Annotated in this window: 15 protein-coding genes, 1 tRNA gene and 1 other RNA gene; 4 read left to right on the forward strand and 13 right to left on the reverse strand. The window is 71.9% G+C overall.

The window, feature by feature from the left end; translation table 11 throughout:
• Positions 1–26: 26 nt before the first annotated feature.
• The 5 genes from EDF48_RS07885 to ffs all read right to left on the reverse strand — a co-directional run bounded on the left by EDF48_RS07885 (position 27) and on the right by ffs (position 6,053).
• Positions 27–1,079, reverse strand: coding sequence for an aspartate-semialdehyde dehydrogenase (locus tag EDF48_RS07885; RefSeq protein ID WP_131879245.1), 1,053 nt, complete (start codon positions 1,077–1,079; stop codon positions 27–29).
• 32 nt (positions 1,080–1,111) lie between these two features.
• The gene (locus EDF48_RS07890; RefSeq protein ID WP_131879247.1) at positions 1,112–2,377 is read right to left on the reverse strand and encodes an aspartate kinase; all 1,266 of its coding nucleotides are present in this window, start codon (positions 2,375–2,377) and stop codon (positions 1,112–1,114) included.
• A 116-nt stretch (positions 2,378–2,493) separates the two neighbouring features.
• Positions 2,494–3,093, reverse strand: a complete 600-nt coding sequence (recR, locus tag EDF48_RS07895) for a recombination mediator RecR (RefSeq protein ID WP_111084231.1) — start codon at positions 3,091–3,093, stop codon at positions 2,494–2,496.
• Positions 3,093–5,885, reverse strand: coding sequence for a DNA polymerase III subunit gamma and tau (locus tag EDF48_RS07900; RefSeq protein ID WP_131879249.1), 2,793 nt, complete (start codon positions 5,883–5,885; stop codon positions 3,093–3,095). The genes recR and EDF48_RS07900 overlap by 1 nt, the downstream gene beginning before the upstream one ends.
• 71 nt (positions 5,886–5,956) lie before the next feature.
• An RNA gene (gene ffs / locus EDF48_RS07905) (signal recognition particle sRNA small type) lies at positions 5,957–6,053 on the reverse strand.
• A gap of 37 nt (positions 6,054–6,090) precedes the next feature.
• On the opposite strand from ffs, the gene EDF48_RS07910 reads away from it, so the two are divergent.
• The gene (locus EDF48_RS07910; protein WP_131879251.1) at positions 6,091–6,765 is read left to right on the forward strand and encodes an SDR family oxidoreductase; all 675 of its coding nucleotides are present in this window, start codon (positions 6,091–6,093) and stop codon (positions 6,763–6,765) included.
• 167 nt (positions 6,766–6,932) lie between these two features.
• On the opposite strand, the gene EDF48_RS07915 is transcribed toward EDF48_RS07910, so the two are convergent.
• Both EDF48_RS07915 and pta read right to left on the reverse strand, forming a co-directional pair.
• Positions 6,933–8,129, reverse strand: a complete 1,197-nt coding sequence (locus EDF48_RS07915) for an acetate kinase (protein WP_131879253.1) — start codon at positions 8,127–8,129, stop codon at positions 6,933–6,935.
• A gap of 66 nt (positions 8,130–8,195) precedes the next feature.
• Positions 8,196–10,304: a phosphate acetyltransferase gene (gene pta, locus EDF48_RS07920; RefSeq protein WP_123292134.1), complete on the reverse strand. Its 2,109-nt coding sequence runs from the start codon at positions 10,302–10,304 to the stop codon at positions 8,196–8,198.
• Between the two features lie 121 nt (positions 10,305–10,425).
• On the opposite strand from pta, the gene EDF48_RS07925 reads away from it, so the two are divergent.
• Positions 10,426–10,513 (forward strand) — tRNA-Ser (locus tag EDF48_RS07925).
• Between the two features lie 292 nt (positions 10,514–10,805).
• Complete coding sequence (locus EDF48_RS07930) at positions 10,806–11,450, forward strand: hypothetical protein (RefSeq protein WP_131879255.1); 645 nt, start codon at positions 10,806–10,808, stop codon at positions 11,448–11,450.
• A gap of 19 nt (positions 11,451–11,469) precedes the next feature.
• On the opposite strand, the gene EDF48_RS07935 is transcribed toward EDF48_RS07930, so the two are convergent.
• Both EDF48_RS07935 and EDF48_RS07940 read right to left on the reverse strand, forming a co-directional pair.
• A complete protein-coding gene (locus EDF48_RS07935) occupies positions 11,470–13,488 on the reverse strand; it encodes a helicase HerA-like domain-containing protein (RefSeq protein WP_131879257.1) in 2,019 nt (672 codons plus the stop codon).
• A gap of 64 nt (positions 13,489–13,552) precedes the next feature.
• Positions 13,553–14,809: a multidrug effflux MFS transporter gene (locus EDF48_RS07940; protein ID WP_111084464.1), complete on the reverse strand. Its 1,257-nt coding sequence runs from the start codon at positions 14,807–14,809 to the stop codon at positions 13,553–13,555.
• Positions 14,810–15,034: 225 nt separating this feature from the next.
• Between EDF48_RS07940 and EDF48_RS07945 the strand changes: the two genes are divergently transcribed.
• Entirely contained in the window at positions 15,035–15,616 is a 582-nt protein-coding gene (locus EDF48_RS07945) for a TetR family transcriptional regulator (RefSeq protein WP_165932354.1), read from the forward strand.
• A gap of 56 nt (positions 15,617–15,672) precedes the next feature.
• Here EDF48_RS07945 and EDF48_RS07950 read toward each other — a convergent pair whose 3' ends face one another.
• The 4 genes from EDF48_RS07950 to EDF48_RS07965 form a co-directional block, all read right to left on the reverse strand.
• Complete coding sequence (locus EDF48_RS07950) at positions 15,673–16,245, reverse strand: substrate-binding domain-containing protein (RefSeq protein ID WP_165932355.1); 573 nt, start codon at positions 16,243–16,245, stop codon at positions 15,673–15,675.
• Between the two features lie 31 nt (positions 16,246–16,276).
• Positions 16,277–17,683, reverse strand: a complete 1,407-nt coding sequence (locus tag EDF48_RS07955; RefSeq protein ID WP_131879263.1) for an MFS transporter — start codon at positions 17,681–17,683, stop codon at positions 16,277–16,279.
• Between the two features lie 90 nt (positions 17,684–17,773).
• Positions 17,774–18,919, reverse strand: coding sequence for a cystathionine gamma-synthase (locus EDF48_RS07960; RefSeq protein WP_131879265.1), 1,146 nt, complete (start codon positions 18,917–18,919; stop codon positions 17,774–17,776).
• A gap of 14 nt (positions 18,920–18,933) precedes the next feature.
• Positions 18,934–20,298 (reverse strand): cystathionine beta-synthase, encoded by a 1,365-nt coding sequence (locus EDF48_RS07965; RefSeq protein ID WP_131879267.1) that lies wholly within the window; start codon positions 20,296–20,298, stop codon positions 18,934–18,936.
• Between the last annotated feature and the right edge of the window lie 72 nt (positions 20,299–20,370).

The raw sequence follows: 20,370 nt of genomic DNA on the forward strand, positions 1-20,370 counted from the left end.
CGCGCCGCTGAGCGGCGACTCTGCCGCTACGCGGCGACGGTGCGGCGCGCGACGATCGCCTCGGCGATCTGCACCGCGTTGAGCGCTGCACCCTTCCGCAGGTTGTCGTTGCTGACGAACAGTGCGAGCCCACGCCCCTCGGGCGCGGACTGGTCGGCACGGATGCGCCCGACGAACGCGGGGTCCTGACCGGCGGCCTGCAGCGGCGTCGGAACGTCCGACAGCTCCACGCCCGGTGCGCTCGACAGGATCTCGGTCGCACGCTCGGGCGACAGCGGACGCTCGAACTCGGCGTGCACCGAGATGGAGTGGCCCGTGAAGACCGGCACACGCACGCACGTGCCGGCGACGAGCAGGTCGGGGAGCTCGAGGATCTTGCGGCTCTCGTTGCGGAGCTTCTTCTCTTCGTCGGTCTCCCCCAGGCCGTCCTCGACGATGCTGCCGGCGAGCGGCACGACGTCGAAGGCGATCGGGCGGACGTACTTGACCGGCTCGGGGAACGTCACTGCGGAACCGTCGTGGGTGAGCGCTGCGGTGTCCTGCTCGAGGGCGGCACGCGCCTGGCCGAGGAGTTCCTCGACGCCGGCGAGTCCGGAGCCGGAGACGGCCTGGTAGGTCGTGGCGACCAGACGGCGGAGCCCGGCCTCGGTGTCCAGCACCTTGAGCACCGGCATGATCGCCATGGTGGTGCAGTTGGGGTTCGCGATGATCCCCTTGGGGGCCTGGTCGATCGCGTGCGGGTTGACCTCACTCACGACGAGCGGGACCTCGGGGTCCATGCGCCAGGCGCTGGAGTTGTCGACGACGAGTGCCCCGGCGGCGGCGAACTTCGGCGCGAGGGCCCGCGAGGCGGTGGCACCGGCCGAGAACAGGGCGATGTCGATGCCCGACGGGTCGGCCAGCTCGGAGTCCTCGACCACGATCTGCTCGCCGCGGAACAACAGGGTCGTGCCGGCGGACCGGGCGCTCGCGAAGAACCGGACCTGGTCGGCCGGGAACGCGCGCTCTTCGAGCAGACGACGCATCACGGCGCCGACCTGTCCGGTGGCGCCGACGACGGCGACGGTGAGGGTGCTCATGCGGTGCTCCTGGTTCAGCGGGTCAGCGTGGGTCAGCGGCCGGTGCCGGCGTGGACGACGGCTTCGGCCTCGGCGTCGAGGTCGAACGCGTTGTGCACGACCCGCATCGCCTCGTTGAGGGTGTCGGCGCGGGTGACGACCGAGATGCGGATCTCCGAGGTGGAGATCATCTCGATGTTGATCGACGCGTCGTGCAGCGCGCGGAAGAGCTTCGCCGAGACGCCGGCGTTCGTGCGCATACCGGCACCGACCAGGGCGAGCTTGCCGATCTGGTCGTCGTACTGGATGCTCTCGTAGCCGATGTCGGACTTCGCGACCTCGAGCGCCGTGAGCACGGTCTGGCCCTGGTCCTTCGGCAGGGTGAACGAGATGTCCGTCCGCCCGGTCGACGCCGCCGACACGTTCTGGACGATCATGTCGATGTTCGCCCCGGCGCGTGCGACGTTGGTGAAGATCTCGGCGGCCTTGCCCGGCTTGTCCGGGACGCCCACGACGGTGATCTTCCCCTCGGAGAGGTCTCCGGCGATCCCGGTGATGATCGGTTCTTCCACGGTTTCCCCCTCGGCAGGGTTGTAGACGATGGTGCCCTCGGTGTTGTTGAACGAGGACCGGACGTGCAGGGTGACGCCGTGCCGGCGGGCGTACTCGACGGCACGGATGTAGAGGACCTTGGCGCCGGACGCCGCGAGCTCGAGCATCTCCTCGCTCGTGATGCGGTCGACCTTGCGGGCCTTCGGCACGACCCGAGGGTCGGCGGTGAAGATGCCGTCGACGTCGGTGTAGATCTCGCAGACGTCGGCGTCGAGCGCGGCGGCGAGGGCGACGGCCGTCGTGTCCGAGCCGCCCCGGCCGAGCGTGGTGATCTCGCCCGTCGTGCGGTTGAACCCCTGGAACCCCGCGACGATCGCGACGTGGCCGGAGTCGAGCGCCTCGCGCACGCGCTTCGGGGTGACGTCGACGATGCGCGCCTTGCCGTGCTGCGCGTCGGTGAGCATGCCCGCCTGGCTGCCGGTGTACGACGAGGCTTCGACCCCGAGGCTCTTGATCGCCATCGCGAGCAGCGCCATCGAGATGCGCTCCCCCGCGGTCAGGAGCATGTCGAGCTCACGGCCGGCGGGGATCGGGGTGACCGAGTGCGCCAGGTCGACGAGTTCGTCGGTGGTGTCGCCCATCGCCGACACCGCCACGACGACGTCGTTGCCGGCCTTCTTCGTCTCGACGATCCGCTTCGCCACGCGCTTGATGCTCTCGGCGTCCGCGACGGAGGATCCACCGAACTTCTGCACGATCAAGGCCACTGGCTGGTACTCCCGGAGACGGCGACACCGCGAGGTCACGCGGTCTCACAATGGTAGTAGGTGTTTCGAGGATGTTGCGTGCGAGCCGCCCCACACGCAACGATCCTGCGTGGAGCTCAGCCGCCGACGACGCGACGGCCCTCGAACGCGCGGCCGAGCGTGACCTCGTCGGCGTACTCGAGGTCGCCGCCGACCGGCAGGCCCGAGGCCAGCCGGGTCGTCCGGATGCCCATCGGGACGAGCAGCCGGCTCAGGTAGGTCGCCGTCGCCTCGCCCTCGAGGTTGGGGTCGGTCGCGATGATGACCTCTTCGACCGTGCCGTCGGCCAGGCGCGTCATGAGCTGCTGGATACGCAGGTCGTCCGGGCCGATGCCGTCGATCGGGCTGATCGCGCCACCGAGCACGTGGTAGAGCCCGCGGAACTCACGGGTGCGCTCGATCGCCGCGACGTCCTTCGCCTCTTCCACCACGCAGATCGTGGCCGGCGACCGGCGCGGGTCGCGGCAGATGCTGCACTGGACGTTCTCGGTGACGTTGCCGCAGATCTCGCAGAAGCGCACGCGCTCCTTGACGTCCGCCAGCAGCTCGGACAGCCGCGACGGGTCGAACGACTCGGTCTGCAGGATGTGGAACGCGATGCGCTGCGCCGACTTCGGGCCGATGCCCGGCAGGCGACCGAACTCGTCGATGAGGTCCTGGACGATCCCGTCGTACATCAGGCACCGTCCTGGTGGAGAGCGGTCTCCTCGATGAACTGGGCATTGAGGATCTCACGCACCACGGCCTCACCGTAGCGACCGGCGACCGGCGCACGACGTGCCGGTGGTGCGGTCCGCGGTGCGGCCGGCGGAGCCGTCTGTGCGCGCGGGGCGGTCGGTGCCTGCGCGGGCGCTGCAGCGGATCGGCCGTGACCGGGGTCCGGGAACGGCGCGCCGTCGTCGTACGGTTCGTCGTCCAGCGGGTAGTCGTCGACGGGCACGCCCGGTACGACGGGTCCTCCGGGAGGCGCGGCGACCGTCGACGACGCCGCCTGCGGTCCGCCGTCGGTCGGCTGCACCCCCTGCGGTGCGGTGGCACCGGCGGGTTGCGCAGGCGCCTCGGACCGGGGCTGCTGCGGGTCGACGGACTCGGCCGGGGCGACGGGCGCGGCGGCCGGAGCGGTGCCGAAGGGTGCCGCCCAGCCGGGTTCGACGGACTCGGGCACGGCGTCGGCGGTGGGGTCGCTCGCGGGGATCGTCGCGACCGCCCAGTCGGTGACGGGTGCGCCGGACGGTGCGGGCGCCTGCGCGGGAGCGGGTGCCTGCGCCGGAGCGGGTGCCGACGCAGCAGCGGGAGCCGGCGCCGACGCCGGAGCGGGTGCCTGCGCCGGACGGGGCTCCGGCTCGGTGGCGGCGGGACCGGACTCCGGCGTGGACGCCGCGGGTTCGGGTGCCGCCGTCGTGTCGGGCGCTGCGGAGGCGGCGGCCTCAGCAGGGGCGGCCGGACCGTCCCCGGTGGCTGCAGCGGCCTCGGAGGCCGGGGCCGGGGCCGACGTCGGAGCGGGCGCGGCGGACTGCGGCGCCGACGACGTCTGCGGCTGCGGCTGCGACTGCGGCTGCTCAGCGGGCTGGCTCGCCGGCGCCGGACGGCCGGCCGGGGCGGACGGCTGCTGCGTGGGGACCGGGGTGCGCTGTTGACCAGGCCCCCCGGGACCGCGGGCGACGAACTTCACGCGGAGCCCGATGACGTCCATGATCGCGGCGCGGAGCAGTTCGCTCACACTGGCCGAGGGGTCGGACATCTCCTTGAACGAGGCGACGTCCTGCTGGCTCGGGAAGGTCAGGGTCAGCACGTCGTCGCGCAGCGCGGTCACCTGTGCGGTGACGACGACCGACCACGCCGACCGCTTGGCGTGCTGCACGTGCTCGACGATCTGCGGCCAGGCGTCGCGCATCTGCTGGAAGCCCACGGCGCCGACGGTCCGGACCGCCGGCTCGTCACCGATCGTCGTGCCCTGGCCCGTGGACGAAGCACTGACTTGTTCGGTGGTCGGAGCAGCGGGCTCGGGAGCGCTCGGGACGGCTGCGGCCCAGGAGGCTGCGGCGTCACGTGCCGCACTTCCGGCGTCGGACTGAGCCGCCGCAGCCGCGTTCGCCGACGCCGCGGCGGGCTCCTGCTGCGCCGCTGGGGCCTGCTGGACGGCCGGGGCCTGCTGGGCGGCGGGGATCTGCTGCGCTGCGGGCTCCTGCCGACGCGGTGCCGCAGCCGACGACGGGGCCGGTGCGGGCGCCGTGCTGGTGGCGGCCGGCTGGGTGGACCCCGGCGCCGCGACTGCGCCGGACGGTGCCTGGTGTCCGCCGGCGTCCCCGACACCGACGCGGCGCTCGAGCCGCTCGACCCGGGCGAGGGCACCGCGCTGGGTGTCGTCGGCCTCGGGCACGAGCATGCGCGCCGTCATGAGCTCGAGGTGCAGCCGGGGCGAGGTCGCTCCGGTCATGTCGGTCAGCGCCTTGTTCGCGATGTCCGCGCCACGGGACAGCCCGGTGGCACCGAAGACACCGGCCTGCCGGGTCATGGTGTCGAGCTCGTCCGGCGAGACACCGCGCAGGACCGCTGCGGCGCTCTCGTTCGTCGCCGCGACGACGATCAGGTCGCGCAAGCGCTCGAGCAGGTCCTCGACGAACCGACGCGGGTCCTGACCGGTCTGCACGACCCGGTCGATCGCAGCGAAGGCGGAGGCCGGGTCGGCCACGGCGAGGGCGTCCACGACGTCGTCGAGCAGCGCGGCATCGGTGTAGCCGAGCAGGGCGACCGCGCGTTCGTAGGCGATCGCGCCGTCTTCGCTGCCGGCGATGAGCTGGTCGAGCAGGGACAGGGTGTCGCGGACGGAACCACCGCCGGCGCGCACGACCAGGGGCAGGACGCCGGGTGCGACCGTGACCGATTCCTGCGTGCAGAGCTGCTCGATGTACTCGAGCATGACGGCGGGCGGCACGAGCCGGAACGGGTAGTGGTGGGTGCGCGACCGGATGGTGCCGATGACCTTCTCCGGCTCGGTCGTCGCGAAGATGAACTTGACGTGCTCCGGCGGTTCTTCGACCAGCTTGAGCAGCGCGTTGAACCCCTGCGGGGTGACCATGTGCGCTTCGTCGAGGATGAAGATCTTGTAGCGGTCGCGCGCGGGGGCGAACACGGCGCGGTCACGGAGGTCGCGCGCGTCGTCGACACCGTTGTGGCTCGCGGCGTCGATCTCGATGACGTCGAGCGAACCGCTGCCGTCACGGGCGAGTTCGACACAGCTCGGGCAGACGCCGCACGGGGTGTCGGTCGGCCCCTCGGCGCAGTTGAGGCACCGCGCCAGGATGCGGGCCGAGGTCGTCTTGCCGCAGCCGCGCGGACCGCTGAACAGGTAGGCGTGGTTGACGCGGTTGGTGCGGAGCGCCGTGCGGAGCGGGTCGGTGACCTGCGACTGCCCGATCAGCTCGGCGAAGTTCTCGGGCCGGTAACGGCGATACAGGGCGGTGACCACGCGACCAGGGTAGCCGGGACGACCGACACCCGCGTGCCCCTCCACAGGTCTGTGCGCGTTGCCTCGAACGACGAAAAGACTCCCCACGCACCCGCCAGAGCCCGGCTACCCTTGCTGCGTTTCCGCCCTGGGGGAGTTCACCTGGATGGCGTCACGTGAGGAGCCGCCGACAACTCTACCGGATGCGACCGGGCAGGATTGACACATGAAGATCGCCATCGCCGGAGGACACGGCCAGATCGCACTGCTCCTCGCCCGCCAGATCACCGACGCCGGACACGACGCCGTCGCGATCGTCCGCAACCCCGCGCACGTCGCCGACGTGGAGCAGCAGGGTGCCACGGCGATCGTCGCGGACCTCGAACAGCTCGGCGACGACGACCTGGCACTGCGCCTCCGCGGGGTCGACGCCGTGGTGTTCGCCGCCGGCGCCGGGCCGAACAGCGGTGCGGAGCGCAAGCTCACCGTCGACCGGGACGGCGCGATCCTGCTCGCGGATGCCGCTGAGCGCGCGGGCATCGACCGCTACGTGATGGTGTCGGCGATGGCGGCGGACACCTACGACGCCGAGGCCGCGGTGGTCCCTGCGAAGGACGACGCCGCCGTGTTCCAGGTCTACCTCCGGGCGAAGGCCGAGGCCGACGCGAACCTGCGCGCCCGACGGCTGCGGTGGACGATCGTGCGTCCGGGAGCCCTGCTCGACACGCCGCCGCAAGGAACGGTCGACGTCGGGCGCACCGTGCCGCGCGGCTCGATCCCCCGTGCCGACGTCGCCACGGTCGTGCTGCACGCCCTGCTCGACGACTCGGCCGTCGGGGTCCAGTTCGAGGTCACGAGCGGGAACACGCCGATCCCCGCGGCCCTCGACGCCCTGTCCTGAGGCGCCCCCCCCCCGTCCGCACCGTGCGCACCTCCTCACCCCGTGCGAGCCTGCACGCTCCGTGCCGCGCTACAAGCGCGCACCCAGCCACCAACCCCGCACCAGCCCACCCAGGCCGCACCGTGCTGGCACCAGGCCACACATCGCTCCGCCCAGCACGCAGCGCGTCAGAGCGCGACCGCAGCCGACTGCCGGGCGATCTCCAGTTCCTCGTTCGTCGGGATCACGAGCACCGCGACACGTGAGGTGTCCGTGGAGATGACCCGGGCCTCCCGGGATCCCAGCTCGTTGCGGTCCGCGTCGATCTCGATGCCCAGGTGCTCGAGCCCGGCGAGCACGCGCCGGCGCAGCAGCGCGTTGTTCTCGCCGACGCCGGCGGTGAAGACCACCGCGTCGAGCCCGCCGAGCTGCGCCGTGTAGGCGCCGACGTAGCGACGGATGCGGTGGCGGTACACGGCGAGCGCCGCTTCGGCGACCTCGTCACCGTTGAGGGCGGCGTCCTGGACGTCGCGCATGTCGCCGTTGCCGGTCAGGCCGAGCAGCCCGGACCGCTTGTTGAGCATGGTGTCGAGTTCGTCGAAGGACAGCCCGGCCTCGCGGTGCAGGTGCAGCAGGACGGCGGGGTCGAGGTCGCCGGAGCGGGTGCCCATGACGAGGCCCTCGAGCGGCGTGAGGCCCATCGACGTCTCGATCGACTTCCCGCCGTCGATCGCTGCGGCCGAGGCACCGTTGCCCAGGTGCAGCACGATGGTCTTCAGCTCGGACAGCGGGCGGTCGAGGAAGACCGCGGCCTGCTCGGAGACGTACTTGTGGCTCGTGCCGTGCATGCCGTAGCGGCGGATGGAGTACTTCGCCGCCAGGTCGGCCGGGATCGCGTACGTGTACGCGTGCGGCGGCATGGTCTGGTGGAACGCGGTGTCGAACACGGCGACGTGCGGCACGTCGGAGAACACCTGCTTCGCGGCCCGGATCCCCTCGAGGTTCGCCGGGTTGTGCAGCGGCGCGAGGCTGTTGAGCGCCTCGATCTGTCGTTCGACGTCGTCCGTCACCACCGTCGCGCGGTCGAAGGTGGTGCCGCCGTGCACGACGCGGTGGCCGACGACGGCCGGCGGGTGCTCGTCGAACGACGGACCGACCTTGGCGAACGCGTCGATCATCGCCTGGAACCCGGCGGCGTGGTCCGGCACGGACGCTGCGTCGTTCGACGACGACTCCCCCGTCAGCGCGTTGGTGTGCTTCCACGCGCCGGCCGACTCGCCGATGCGCTCCACGAGCCCGGAGGCGAGCGTGCGCTCCCCCTCGAGTTCGATGAGCTGGTACTTGAACGAACTCGATCCGGAGTTCACGACGAGGGCTGCGGTCACGGGTGGTGTCGCTTTCTGCTCATGGCCTGGTCGGCCGGACGGGAGGCGCGGTGTGCGTGGCGCAGGTCAGGCCGCGTCGGACGCGGTGCCGGCCTGGATCGCGGTGATCGCGACGGTGTTCACGATGTCGCTGACGAGGGCGCCGCGGGAGAGGTCGTTGATCGGCTTGCGCAGTCCCTGCAGGACGGGCCCGATGGCGACCGCACCGGCGGAGCGCTGCACGGCCTTGTACGTGTTGTTGCCCGTGTTGAGGTCCGGGAAGATGAAGACGGTCGCCTTGCCGGCCACCGGCGAGTCCGGCATCTTCGTGCTCGCCACCGTCGGGTCGGCAGCGGCGTCGTACTGGATCGGGCCCTCGACGAGCAGGTCAGGGCGGCGCTCACGGACGAACGCGGTGCCGGCGCGGACCTTGTCGACGTCGGCGCCGGTGCCGCTGTCGCCGGTCGAGTAGCTGAGCATCGCGACGCGGGGGTCGATGCCGAACTGGGTCGCCGTCTCGGCCGACGAGATCGCGATGTCGGCGAGCTGTTCGCTCGTCGGGTCCGGGATCACCGCGCAGTCGCCGTAGACCAGGACGCGGTCGGCGAGCGCCATCAGGAACACGCTCGACACGATCGAGGTGTCCGGACGGGTCTTGATGATCTCGAAGGACGGCCGGATGGTGTGCGCGGTGGTGTGCTTCGCACCGGAGACCATGCCGTCGGCGAGTCCGAGCTGCACCATCATCGTGCCGAAGTACGAGACGTCGGTGACGGTGTCGCGCGCGAGCTCGATCGACATGCCCTTGTGGGCGCGGAGCCGGGTGTACTCCTCGGCGAAGCGTTCGCGGAGCTCGGGGTCGAACGGCGACACGAGCTGGGCGGCGTCGAGGTCGAGTCCGAGCTCGGTCGCGCGGGTGCGGATCGCAGCGGGGTCGCCGAGGATCGTCAGCTCGCAGACCTGGCGGGCGAGCAGCGTCGACGCCGCGCGGAGGATGCGGTCGTCCTCACCCTCGGGCAGCACGATGTGCTTGCCGTAGCCCCGTGCCCGGTCGAGCAGGCCGTGCTCGAACATGAGCGGCGTGACGACGCCGGACGGCGTGAGCTGCAGGCGGTCGCGCAGCGACTCGGCGTCCACGTGCTGCTCGAACAGGGCGAGCGCGAGGTCGGCCTTGCGGGGCGAGTCCGCCGCCAGGCGCCCGCGGGTCTGCGTGATGCGGAGGGCGGTGTCGTACGTGCCCAGGTCGTTCTGCGCGATCGGCAGCGAGCTCGACAGGCCCTCGAGCAGCCGGGAGATCTGCGGTGCGGTCTCGAACCCGCCGTTCAGGATGACGCCGGCCAGGCTCGGGAACGTGTCCGACTGGTTCGCCAGCAGGGTCGCGATGAGGACGTCGCTGCGGTCGCCCGGGACCACGACGATGCCGCCCTCGATCAGGCGGGGCAGGACGTTCTCCATGCTCATGCCGGCGACGACGGTGCCGAGTGCCTCGCGGTCGAGCAGGGCGTCGTCCCCGCGCACCAGGGTCGCGTCGGTCGCCTGCAGCAGCGCACGGACGGTCGGGGCGACGAGGACGCGGTCCTCCGGGATCGCCCACACGGGCACGTCCGGGTGGTCGTCGTGCACGGCCCGCTCGACACTCGCCACGATCGCGGCGAGGGCCTCCGGGTCGGCGCGGTTCACGACGACACCGAACAGCTGCGCGTGTGCCGCTCGCAGCTCGCTCGTCGTGACGTCCGCGACCTGCGCCATCCCCTCGGGCGTGCGGGCACCGCGCTCGGCTGCGTCACGACCACCGAGGACGAGGAGCACCGGGGCACCGAGGTTCGCGGCGACCTTCGCGTTGAACGACAGCTCGGTGGGGCTGCCGACGTCGGTGTAGTCGGACCCGAGCACGACCACCGCGTCGCACTGCCGCTCCACCTGGGCGAAGCGGTTCACGATGGTGCCGAGCGCTGCGTCCGGATCCGCGTGGACGTCGTCGTAGGTGACCCCCACGGCGTCGTCGTACGAGATCCCGACCGCGGTGTGCTGCAGCAGCAGTTCGAGCACGTAGTCGGGTTCGGCGACCGAGCGGGCGACGGGGCGGAACACGCCGACGCGGCCGACGGAGCGCGCGAGGGTCTCGAGGACACCGAGGGCGACGGTGCTCTTGCCCGTGTGCCCTTCTGCTGACGTGATGTAGATGCGGGTCGACACGCGCCCCAGGGTAGTCGCCGGACATGTCACGACAACTGGGAGCACCCGCCTCGACGACACACGGTCGTGAGCACCCCTGGGAACCTGTACCATTGGGTGTCGCCGTCGCGAGACAGCACAAGGAGAATTCGCCTAGTGGCCTATGGCGCACGCTTGGAAAGCGTGTTGGGTGCAAGCCCTCGGGGGTTCGAATCCCCCATTCTCCGCCAGTAAGGCCCCGCACCGAGTGCGGGGCCTTCGTCGTTCCGGGCGGTGCGCATCGTGGTCGCGCCGGCTGGTCCCCCACGCGGCGGACCCGCCTGTCCCCTGTTCGCCAAGGACTGGCCGTCAAACGCCGATCCGGGGTGGAACGGGCTGTCCCAGGTCCCCGTCGTGCACCTATGCTTGCCGGAGCGGACGACTCCGGGACGAGTCGACCGCGGTGCATCGAGCGGCAGGGGCGTCGCTCGCAGGGCGGCCGATTCGGCGTGCCCGGGAGACCCGAGGGTTCAGGAGACGCGCATGGGGGACATGACGGTGCCAGCGACGCCGCACCTGCGTGCCACCGTGTACGACGTCGTCCTCCGCCCCCGCCGGTCCCTGGTCCGTTCGACGGCGCTGAGCATCGTGTTCTCGGCCGTACCGCTCGCCGTCGCCCTGGTCTGGGTGTCGTTCCCGTTCCAGACGTGGGCGATGGTCGCGACCGTGGTCGTCGCGATGGCGGTCCTCGTGGGCGTCGTGTTCGTCCGACTGAGCACGGCGTACATCGGCATCGACCCTGACGGCCTGACGATCCGGGGCGTGGTCACCGCGCACCGTCGGATCCCCCGCGACCGCGTGCACAGTCTGGTGCTCGCCACCACCTACGGCAGCTCGGTCGACCGCACCATGCGCGAACTCGTGGCGTTCGACGCGACGGGTGCGCACCTGTTCCGCATCCGTGCCGACGTGTGGGGCGACGACGGGCTCGCCCAGGTCGTCGACGCCCTGGGCGTCCAGGTGACGGAAGAGGCACGTCCGGTCTCGGCCCGGGTCTTCGCGAAGCGCTACCCCTCGAGCCGTGCCTGGTACGAACAGCGGCCGGCCTACCTGCTCGTCGGCGGCGTGGCAGCACTCGTCGTCCTGGGTCTGCTCGTCGTCGAGTTCACCGGCCTGCTCGGTCGCTGACGCTCGGAGCTGCTGGACGTCACCGACGTCGGCGCAGCGTCGAGAAGATCCCCTGCACGACCTCCTTCGCGATCGTGCCGCCGAGCCGTGACCCGAGCAGGTCCGACAGCGGGTCGTCCGCCTTCCGTGAGGTCGTCGTCCGCGTGCTCCGCCCCGACCGGCCCGAACGCCGCGACGCCGCAGCCCGCTCGGCCTTCTCGAACTCGCGCTGCGTCCGCTCGTACTCCTTCTGCGCAGCAGCCCGCTCGCGTTCCTCCTGCTTGGCCTGCGCCGCGGCTTCCTTGGCCGCGGTCGCCGCCGCCCGCGCGGCTTCCTTCTCGGCCTCGGCCGCCGCGAGGGCTGCGTCCTTCTGCGCGTCCGCCGCCGCGGCCTCGGCAGCAGCTGCCTCCATCCGACGCGCGAGCATCTCGTGCGCCGAGTCCGGGTCCACCCGGGTGCCGTACGTCGCGAGCAACGGCGATGCCTGCACCCGCGACAGCATCTCGGCGGCGGGCATCGGGTCCATCGACCCCTGCGGCGCGCGCAACCGGGTCCACGCGACCGGCGTCGGCGCACCCTTCTCGTTCATGACGGTGACGATCGCCTCGCCGGTCGCCAGCGAGGTCAGCACCTCGCCCAGGTCGTAGTCGCTCGACGGGTAGGTCGACACCGTCGCCCGGAGCGCCTTCGCGTCGTCGGGGGTGTGCGCCCGCAGCTGGTGCTGGATGCGCGACCCGAGCTGCGCCAGGACGTCGTTCGGCACGTCCTTCGGGGTCTGGGTCACGAAGAAGATCCCGACGCCCTTCGACCGGATCAACCGCACGGTCCGCACGATCTGGTCCGTGAAGTCCTTCGACGCCCCGCTGAACAGCAGGTGCGCCTCGTCGAAGAAGAACACCAGCTTCGGCTTGTCCTGGTCGCCGACCTCTGGCAGTTCGTTGAACAGGTCGGCCAAGAGCCACATCAGGAACGTCGAGAAGACCTCGGGCTGGTCCTGCACGCCCGGGACCTCGAGCAGGCTCACGATGCCCCGGCCGTCCGCCGCCGTGCGCAGGAACACCTGCGTGTCGATCTCGGGCTCGCCGAAGAACTGGTCGGCACCCTTGTCGGCGAACGTGATGAGCTCGCGCAGGATCACCCCGGCGGTCTGCTTCGACAGACCACCGAGCTCGGCGAGCTCGCCCTTGCCCTGGTCGCCCACCAGGAACGTCAGCACGCTCCGCAGGTCGGCCAGGTCGACGAGCGGCAACCCGGCCTGCTCCGCGTAGTGGAACACCAGTCCGAGCGAGGACTCCTGGGTGTCGTTCAGGCCGAGCACCTTCGACAGCAGCAACGGCCCGAACCCGGACACCGTCGCGCGGATCGGCACGCCCGCGCCCTGACCACCGAGCGAGAAGAGCTCCGCCTGGCTCGCGACGCCCTGCCACTGCTGGCCGATGCCCGCGGTGCGCGCGAGCAGCTTCTCGTTCCCCTGCCCGACCACCGCGAGCCCGGACAGGTCGCCCTTGATGTCGGCCGCGAAGACCGGCACGCCGTTCGCCGCGATCTGTTCGGCGAGGACCTGCAACGTGCGGGTCTTGCCGGTGCCGGTCGCGCCGGCGACCAGCCCGTGCCGGTTCAGCATGCCGAGCGGGATGCGGACCTGGACGTCGGGCTGCGCCTCGCCGTTCACCAGGGCACCGAGTTCGAGCGCCTGCCCCTCGACGGTGTAGCCGGTGCGGATCGCGGCGACGGCGTCCGGTCCGAGCGGGGCTGCGCCACTGCCGGGAGGCGCGGTGCCGGTCGCCGGGGCGTCCGCCGGTGCCGGGACGGCCGCGTCGGGAGCCGCCGTCGCGTCGTCCGGGACGGCTGCGGTGGGTCCTGCGGCGGTGGGCTCTGGAGCCGGTGGGGTGGCGGAGGCGGGCTCCGCGTCGGGGGCGAGCCGGGCCTCCTGTCCGGCGAGTGCGGCGGCGAGCTCCTCGGCCCGCTGCACGGCTTCGTCGGCCAGCCGGCGTGCCTCGTCCGCTGCCTGCCTGGCGGCCTCGGCCGCTGCCCGTGCCTGCTCCACCGCGTCGCTCATGGGCACAGCCTATGGACGCGCGGGGGCCGCTGTCCGGCTGATCCGGGCAGCTGTGGAGAACGCGTCAGTGCGTGAGCTCGGGGACCGTCCGGGGCCGCACCACGAACCACAGGATCAGGATGGCCATCACCGAGGTCGAGGCCATCACGATCGCCATCGGGGTCGCGGTGGTGATGCCGAGCCAACCGACGATCGGCGAGATCAGGCCGGCGACGCCGAAGTTCAGGGCGCCGAGCAGCGACGCCGCCGTCCCGGCCTCCTTGCCGTGCGCGGCCAGGCCGATGACCTGGACGAGGGGGAACGAGAACCCGCACGCCGCGATGAAGAACCACAGGGGCACGAGCACGCCCACGAGTCCCGCACCGAGCTGGTCGAGCACGATGATCGCGATCGACGCCAGGAAAAGGGTCGCCGTCGAGCACGCCAGGATCCACTGCGGCCCGACGCGCTGCGCCAACCGCGCGGAGATCTGCACACCGAGGACGACGCCCACCGAGTTCACCGCGAAGAGCAGTCCGTACTGCTGGGCGTCGAGTCCGTAGACGCCCTGGAACAGGAACGGCGACGAGCTGAGGTACGAGAACAACCCGCTGAACACCATCGCCCCGATGAGCGCGACCCCCACGAAGATCCGGTCGGAGAACAGCGCCTTGTACCGCTGACCGATCGTGGAGTGGCCGGCCTCGCGGCGACGGGCCGGGGGCAGGGTCTCGACGATGAGCAGGATCGACGCGATCACCACGGCCAGGCCGTAGCAGGCGAGGAACACGAAGATGCCGCGCCAGCTGGTGAACTGGAGCATCTGCGAGCCGATGAGCGGCGCGAGGATCGGCGCCAGCCCGTTCACCATCGCCAGGCGGGACAGCATCCGGACGAGCGGCTTGCCGCCGAACAGGTCGCGGACGGTGGCCATCGCGACGACACCGCCGGCGGCCGCACCCATGCCCTGGAGCACGCGGAACACCGCGAGGAGCTCGATGTCAGGAGCGGTCGCCGCGCCGATCGAGGCGGCGATGTGCACCGTCGTCGCGATGATGAGCGGCAGCCGGCGGCCGACCTTGTCGCTCCACGGACCGACGAGCAGCTGCCCGAACGCGAACCCGAGCGTCGTCGCCGTGAGCGTCAGCTGCACGGCGCCGTCGGTGACGCCGAACTGCTCCTTGATCGCCGGGAACGCCGGCAGGTACAGGTCGATCGTGAACGGCCCGAGCGCCGTCAGGGCGCCCAGGACGAAGACGTAGACGAGTCGCTGCCCACGGGAGAGGGAGTCTCCGGGGTGCAGGACGACACGGAGCGAACCGGTGGTGGCGGGCGCGGTCACGAGCAGGAGTCCTTCGGCGGTGAGGGGCGGGGAGGTGATCGCGGCGTCGATCGAATCGATTCGTCCGCGGAACCATCCTACGGGCCGCAGGAGCGCTCCCGACGCCGTCGGCTCGGATTGCCCGCGTGTTGCCACCCGCCGTCCGCGTGCCGATCCCGTGCCATGCGGTACCGTCGGACTGCTCGGGGGCCTCCGGGTGAACCGGATCAGAAGGGGGTGGGCGTCATGGTGGATGCCCGGATCCTGCACACGACCGCCGCCCTGCGCGAAGCGATCCTGCGACTGGCGGCCGACCGCCCCGTCTCCGAGATCACCGTCGCGGACGTCACCCGTGCCGCCGGCATCAACCGCGCGACGTTCTACTCGCACGCGGTCTCCCCCGGATCGCTGCTCGCCGACGTGCTGACGCCGGAGCTCGACCGCATCCGGCAGGACGACGCCGACGACCGACGGGCCGCAGCCGCCCGCGGGGCCGACGCGGCCGAGCTCGCGACCATCACACGGCGGGGCATCAACGCGGTCGTCGAGCACGTGACCACCCACCGCGACATCTACGCCAAGGCACTGCCGGACCCGAACGACGCGTCACTGCACCGGCTGCTCGTGGGCCACTTCACCGAGTCGAGTACCCTGCACATCCGCGAACTCGACGCCGACCGCCGCCCCGAGCTCCTCTACGACGTGGCCGCTGGCTACGTCGCGCAGGGCTTCGTCGGGGCGATCGAAGCGTGGCTCGCCGGGCCCCGACGGTCGCGGAAGGCGCTGGTCGAGACGATCACGCTGTCGTTCCCGGCCTGGTGGAGCTGAGCTGAGCCGCCTGGTGGCACGGCGCTGACCGGCCTGGTGGCGCGGCTCGCCTCGGCTCACTCGGCGTCGGTCGAGTCGCCGTCGCTCGGTTCGGTCTCCGGCTTCTCGCCGCGCTGCAACGACTGCACGACCTCGACCGCGGTGGCCGCCAGGTCCGCGTCGTCCGCCGCTGCGGGCACCCGGTAGTCGGCCGACACACCGTCGCCGCCGGTACCGCTCGCCGGCAGCGGATCGCCCAGGGACACCACCACGACACCGGCGTCGTGCGCGGTCTGGATCACCCCGGTGAGCGCGGACGGCCGAGCCGCGTGCACGAGCAGGGCCTTGGCGCCCTTGCGGACGAGCTGGGCGACCGCGGTCCGCTGGGACGCCGCCGCACCGGACGCGGGTGCGACCCGGACGTCGGGACGGAACCCGGCATCGGACAGGCCGGTCCGCAGGTCCTCGCCCAGGGCCGCGTCGTCGTCGACCAGCACGACGCCGATGACGGCCTGCTTGTCGAACCCGCCGTCGGAGCTGGTCAGGTCCGTGCTCTGCACCGGCGTGGGCGCAGCGGACGTCGTGCCCTGGCAGCCGGCCAACGCGAGGGCGGCCGTCAGGATGACGGCTGCAGCGACGATGCGCACCACGGGTGTCTCCTCTTCGGTCCGGTCTGCCACGCTACCCGGCTGCGCGGTCCGACGACGCCGACGACACCGGCGCGGGGACGGGGACGGGTCCGAGCCGCCGGACCGCGGCGATCGCCAGTGCGGCGAAGCAGATCATCGCCGCGAAGACCAGCGGGAAGGACACCGTGCCCTCGGCGCCGCCGGTCGCGGTGAACAGCAGCCCGGTGACCGCCAGGCCGATGACGCTGCCCGCGGCGTCGGCGATGGTGAGCGCCGAGCTCGCGAAGCCGTCGTCGCCCTCGCCCGAGAACCGCAGGGTGAGCATCGACGTCCGCGGGTAGATCGCCCCCATGCCCGCGCCGCCGACGAACCAGCCGGCGACGAGCACCCACCACGGCAGGTCGAGCGTCGCCACCGCGAAGGCCGCCAGCAGGCTCACCAGGACGAGCACGAGTCCGACACCGAAGGTCCGACGTGCGGTCAAGCGCTGCTCCCCCAGCCGACCGTGCGCCCAACTCGACGCCGCCCAGCTGAGCGCGGCGACGGTCAGCGCGAGCCCCGCAGCCGAAGCGGACAGGCCGTGCTTCGCCTGCAGCAGGAACGGCACGTACGCCTCGCTGCCGAAGAACGACGCCGCCACGAGCCCGCGCAGCAGCACCACCGAGGGCAGGCCCGCGGCGGCGCGGAAGGTGCCGGTCGGCAGCAGCGGGCGCAGCGCGAACCACGTCCCGACCAGGCCGACCACGACCGCGGCCACCATCCCCCGCGGGGTCAGGTCCGGCGCGACGTTCAGCAGCAGGATCGACACGGCCGCGGCGACCGACCACCCGATCCGGATCCGCTGCCACGGCGGTCGCAGCTCGACCGCCGGTGCCTGCAGCCGCCCGAGCGTCGGCACGAGCACGGTGAACGCACCCACGGCGATCACGAGCGCCCCCGCGAAGACCCAGTGCCAGTTCCAGGTGTCGGTGACGATGCCGGCGATCGCCGGGCCGATGAGCGCCGGGACCACCCACGCGGCCGCGAACCCGGCGAACACCGGTCCGTGCAGCTCGGCGGGGAAGATCCGGGCGACGAGCACGTACAGCACGACGTCGATCGAGCCGGCACCGAAGCCCTCGACCAGTCGACCGACGAGGAAGACCTCCATCGTCGGCGCGAGCATGACCACGGCGGTCCCGACGGCGAACAGCAGCGCGGAGACCCAGGCGACGATCCGGCCGCCCGCGCGGTCGGTCCAGTTGCCGGCGAGCACCATGCCGGGCACCCCGGCCGCGAGCGGTGCCGCGAAGGCCAGGGCGTACAGGGCCTCGCCGTCCAGGTCGCGACTGATCACCGGCATGATCGTCGTCATCGCCAGGTTCTGGAACGCCGCGACGCCCACGATGGCGACCATGCCGATCGTCGCGAGGGCGTACCGCCCGCTCAGCAGGCCCGTCCTCGTCGCCGTGGTGCTCACCCGCTCATCGTAGGGGCGAGGGGCGACACCGCCGACGTCGCGGGGCGCGGACCACGCGCGATGCGCGTCAGCGCGTGCTGCAGGTCCGCGTCAGCGCGTCAGCGCCTGCTGCAGGTCCGCGATCAGGTCGCCCGCGTCCTCGATGCCGACGGACAGGCGCACCACGTTCTCGGGCACCGCGAGCTCCGTGCCCTTCACCGAGGCGTGCGTCATCTCGCTCGGGTACCCGATGAGCGACTCCACTCCCCCGAGCGACTCGGCCAGCGCGAACAGCTCCGTGGACTCCGCGAAGCGCCGGGCAGCGTCCGGGCCGCCGGACAGTGCGACGGACAGCATCCCGCCGAACCCGCGCATCTGGCGGGCGGCGATGTCGTGCCCCGGGTGGTCGGCGAGCCCCGGGTAGTAGACGCGCTCGATGCCCGGCGCTGCGACGAGCCCCTCGGCGACGGCCTGCGCGTTCGTGGAGTGCCGCTCCATCCGGACCGCCAGGGTCTTGATGCCGCGGGTGGTCAGGAAGGCGTCGAACGGCGACGAGATCGCACCGGCGCCGAACTGCAGGAACTGCACCTTCGCCGCGAGCTCCTGGTCGGCGAGTACGACGGCCCCACCGACGACGTCGGAGTGGCCACCCAGGTACTTCGTCGTCGAGTACACGACGACGTCGGCACCGAGCGACAGCGGCTGCTGCAGGTACGGCGACGCGAAGGTGTTGTCCACGACGACGAGTGCGCCGGCCTCGTGCCCGAGGGTCGCGAGTCCGGCGATGTCGGCGATCTTCATGAGCGGGTTGGTCGGCGTCTCGACCCAGAGCACGGTGTCCTCGGGGGCGCCCTGCAGCGCGGCCCGGACCTGGTCGAGCTCGCTCATGTCGACGACGACGAGCTCGACGCCCCACGGCACGTGCAGTCGGCTGACCAGACGGTGGGTCCCGCCGTACACGTCGTTCCCCATCACGACGCGGGCCCCGGGACGGAGCGCCGCCCGGAGCAGGGCGTCCTCGGCGGCGAGACCGGAAGCGAAGGAGTACGCGGCCACGCCGCCGTCCAGGTCGGCGAGCAGCGTCTGCAGGGAGTCGCGCGTCGGGTTGCCGGCACGGGAGTACTCGTAGCCGTTCCGCATCCCGCCGATGCCGTCCTGCACGTAGGTGGACGTCAGGTGGATCGGCGGGATGACGGCGCCGGTGGGGCCGTCGGGCTCCTGGCCGGCGTGGACGGCGCGGGTGCTGAACTCGGTCATGCTGGCTGCGTTCCTTACTCGGAGAGGTAGGTCAGGAGGTCGTGGCGGGTCAGGACCGTGACCGGCTTGCCGTCCTCGACGACGAGCAGGGCGTCCACCGTCTCGAGGGCTCGACGCGCTGCGGACACGGACTCGCCCACGCCGATCAACGGGAGCGACTCGCCCACGAAACCGGTCAGGGCGTCCGTCATCTTCGCGGCACCGGTGAAGACCTGTTCGAGCAGGTCCTTCTCGGCGACGGCGCCGATGACCTCGCCGATGACGACCGGCGGTTCCGCGCTGAGCACGGGCATCTGGGACACCCCGTACTTGGTCATGATGTCGACGACCTCGCGCACGGTGTCCGCCGGGTGCGCGTGCACCAGGTCGGGCAGACGTCCGTCCTTGCCGGCGATGAGCGAGCCGACGGTGCGCGCCTCGTCGGTCTCGGCGAAGCCGTACGAGCGCATCCACCGGTCGTTGAAGATCTTGCCGAGGTAGCCGCGACCGCCGTCGGGCAGCAGCACCACGACGACGTCGTCCTCGGTCAGGTCGCGGGCGGCCCGCATCGCGGCGACGACCGCCATCCCGCTGGACCCGCCCACGAGCAGGCCCTCTTCCCGCGCCAGGCGGCGGGTCATCGCGAACGAGTCGGCGTCCGACACCGCGATGATCTCGTCCGGCACCTCGGGGTCGTACGCGGTCGGCCAGAAGTCCTCGCCCACACCCTCGACCAGGTACGGCCGGCCGGTGCCGCCGGAGTAGACCGAGCCCTCGGGGTCGGCCCCCACGATGCGGACACGGCCGTCGGACGCCTCCTTCAGGAAGCGCCCGGTGCCCGAGATGGTGCCACCCGTCCCGACGCCCGCGACGAAGTGGGTGATCTGCTGCTCGGTGTCGCGCCAGATCTCCGGACCGGTGGTCTCGTAGTGGCTGCGGGGGCCGTTCGGGTTCGCGTACTGGTTCGGCTTGTAGGCGCCGGGGATCTCGCGGACGAGCCGGTCGGACACCGAGTAGTACGACTCCGGGTGCTCGGGCGCCACTGCCGTCGGTGTGACGACGATCTCGGCGCCGTACGCCGTCAGGACGTTGCGCTTGTCCTCGCCGACCTTGTCCGGCAGCACGAACACGCACCGGTAGCCGCGCTGCTGAGCGACGAGCGCCAGCCCGACCCCGGTGTTGCCCGAGGTGGGTTCGACGATCGTCCCGCCGGGTCGCAGGTCACCGGAGGCCTCGGCAGCATCGATGATGCGCGTGGCGATGCGGTCCTTCGACGATCCGCCGGGGTTCAGGTACTCGACCTTCACCAGGACGGTCGCGCGCACCCCCTCGGTGACGCGGTTGAGCTTGACGAGCGGGGTGTCGCCGACGAGGTCGACCACGGAGTTCGCGTAACGCACGGGGCCGAGTCTAGGACGCCGACACCGCGTTCTGCTGGGTCGTGACGTGCGCCTCGCCCTGGTCGTGCCCCG

The organism is Curtobacterium sp. PhB191, from assembly GCF_004346515.1.
In the GTDB taxonomy this organism is placed as follows: Bacteria; Actinomycetota; Actinomycetes; order Actinomycetales; family Microbacteriaceae; genus Curtobacterium.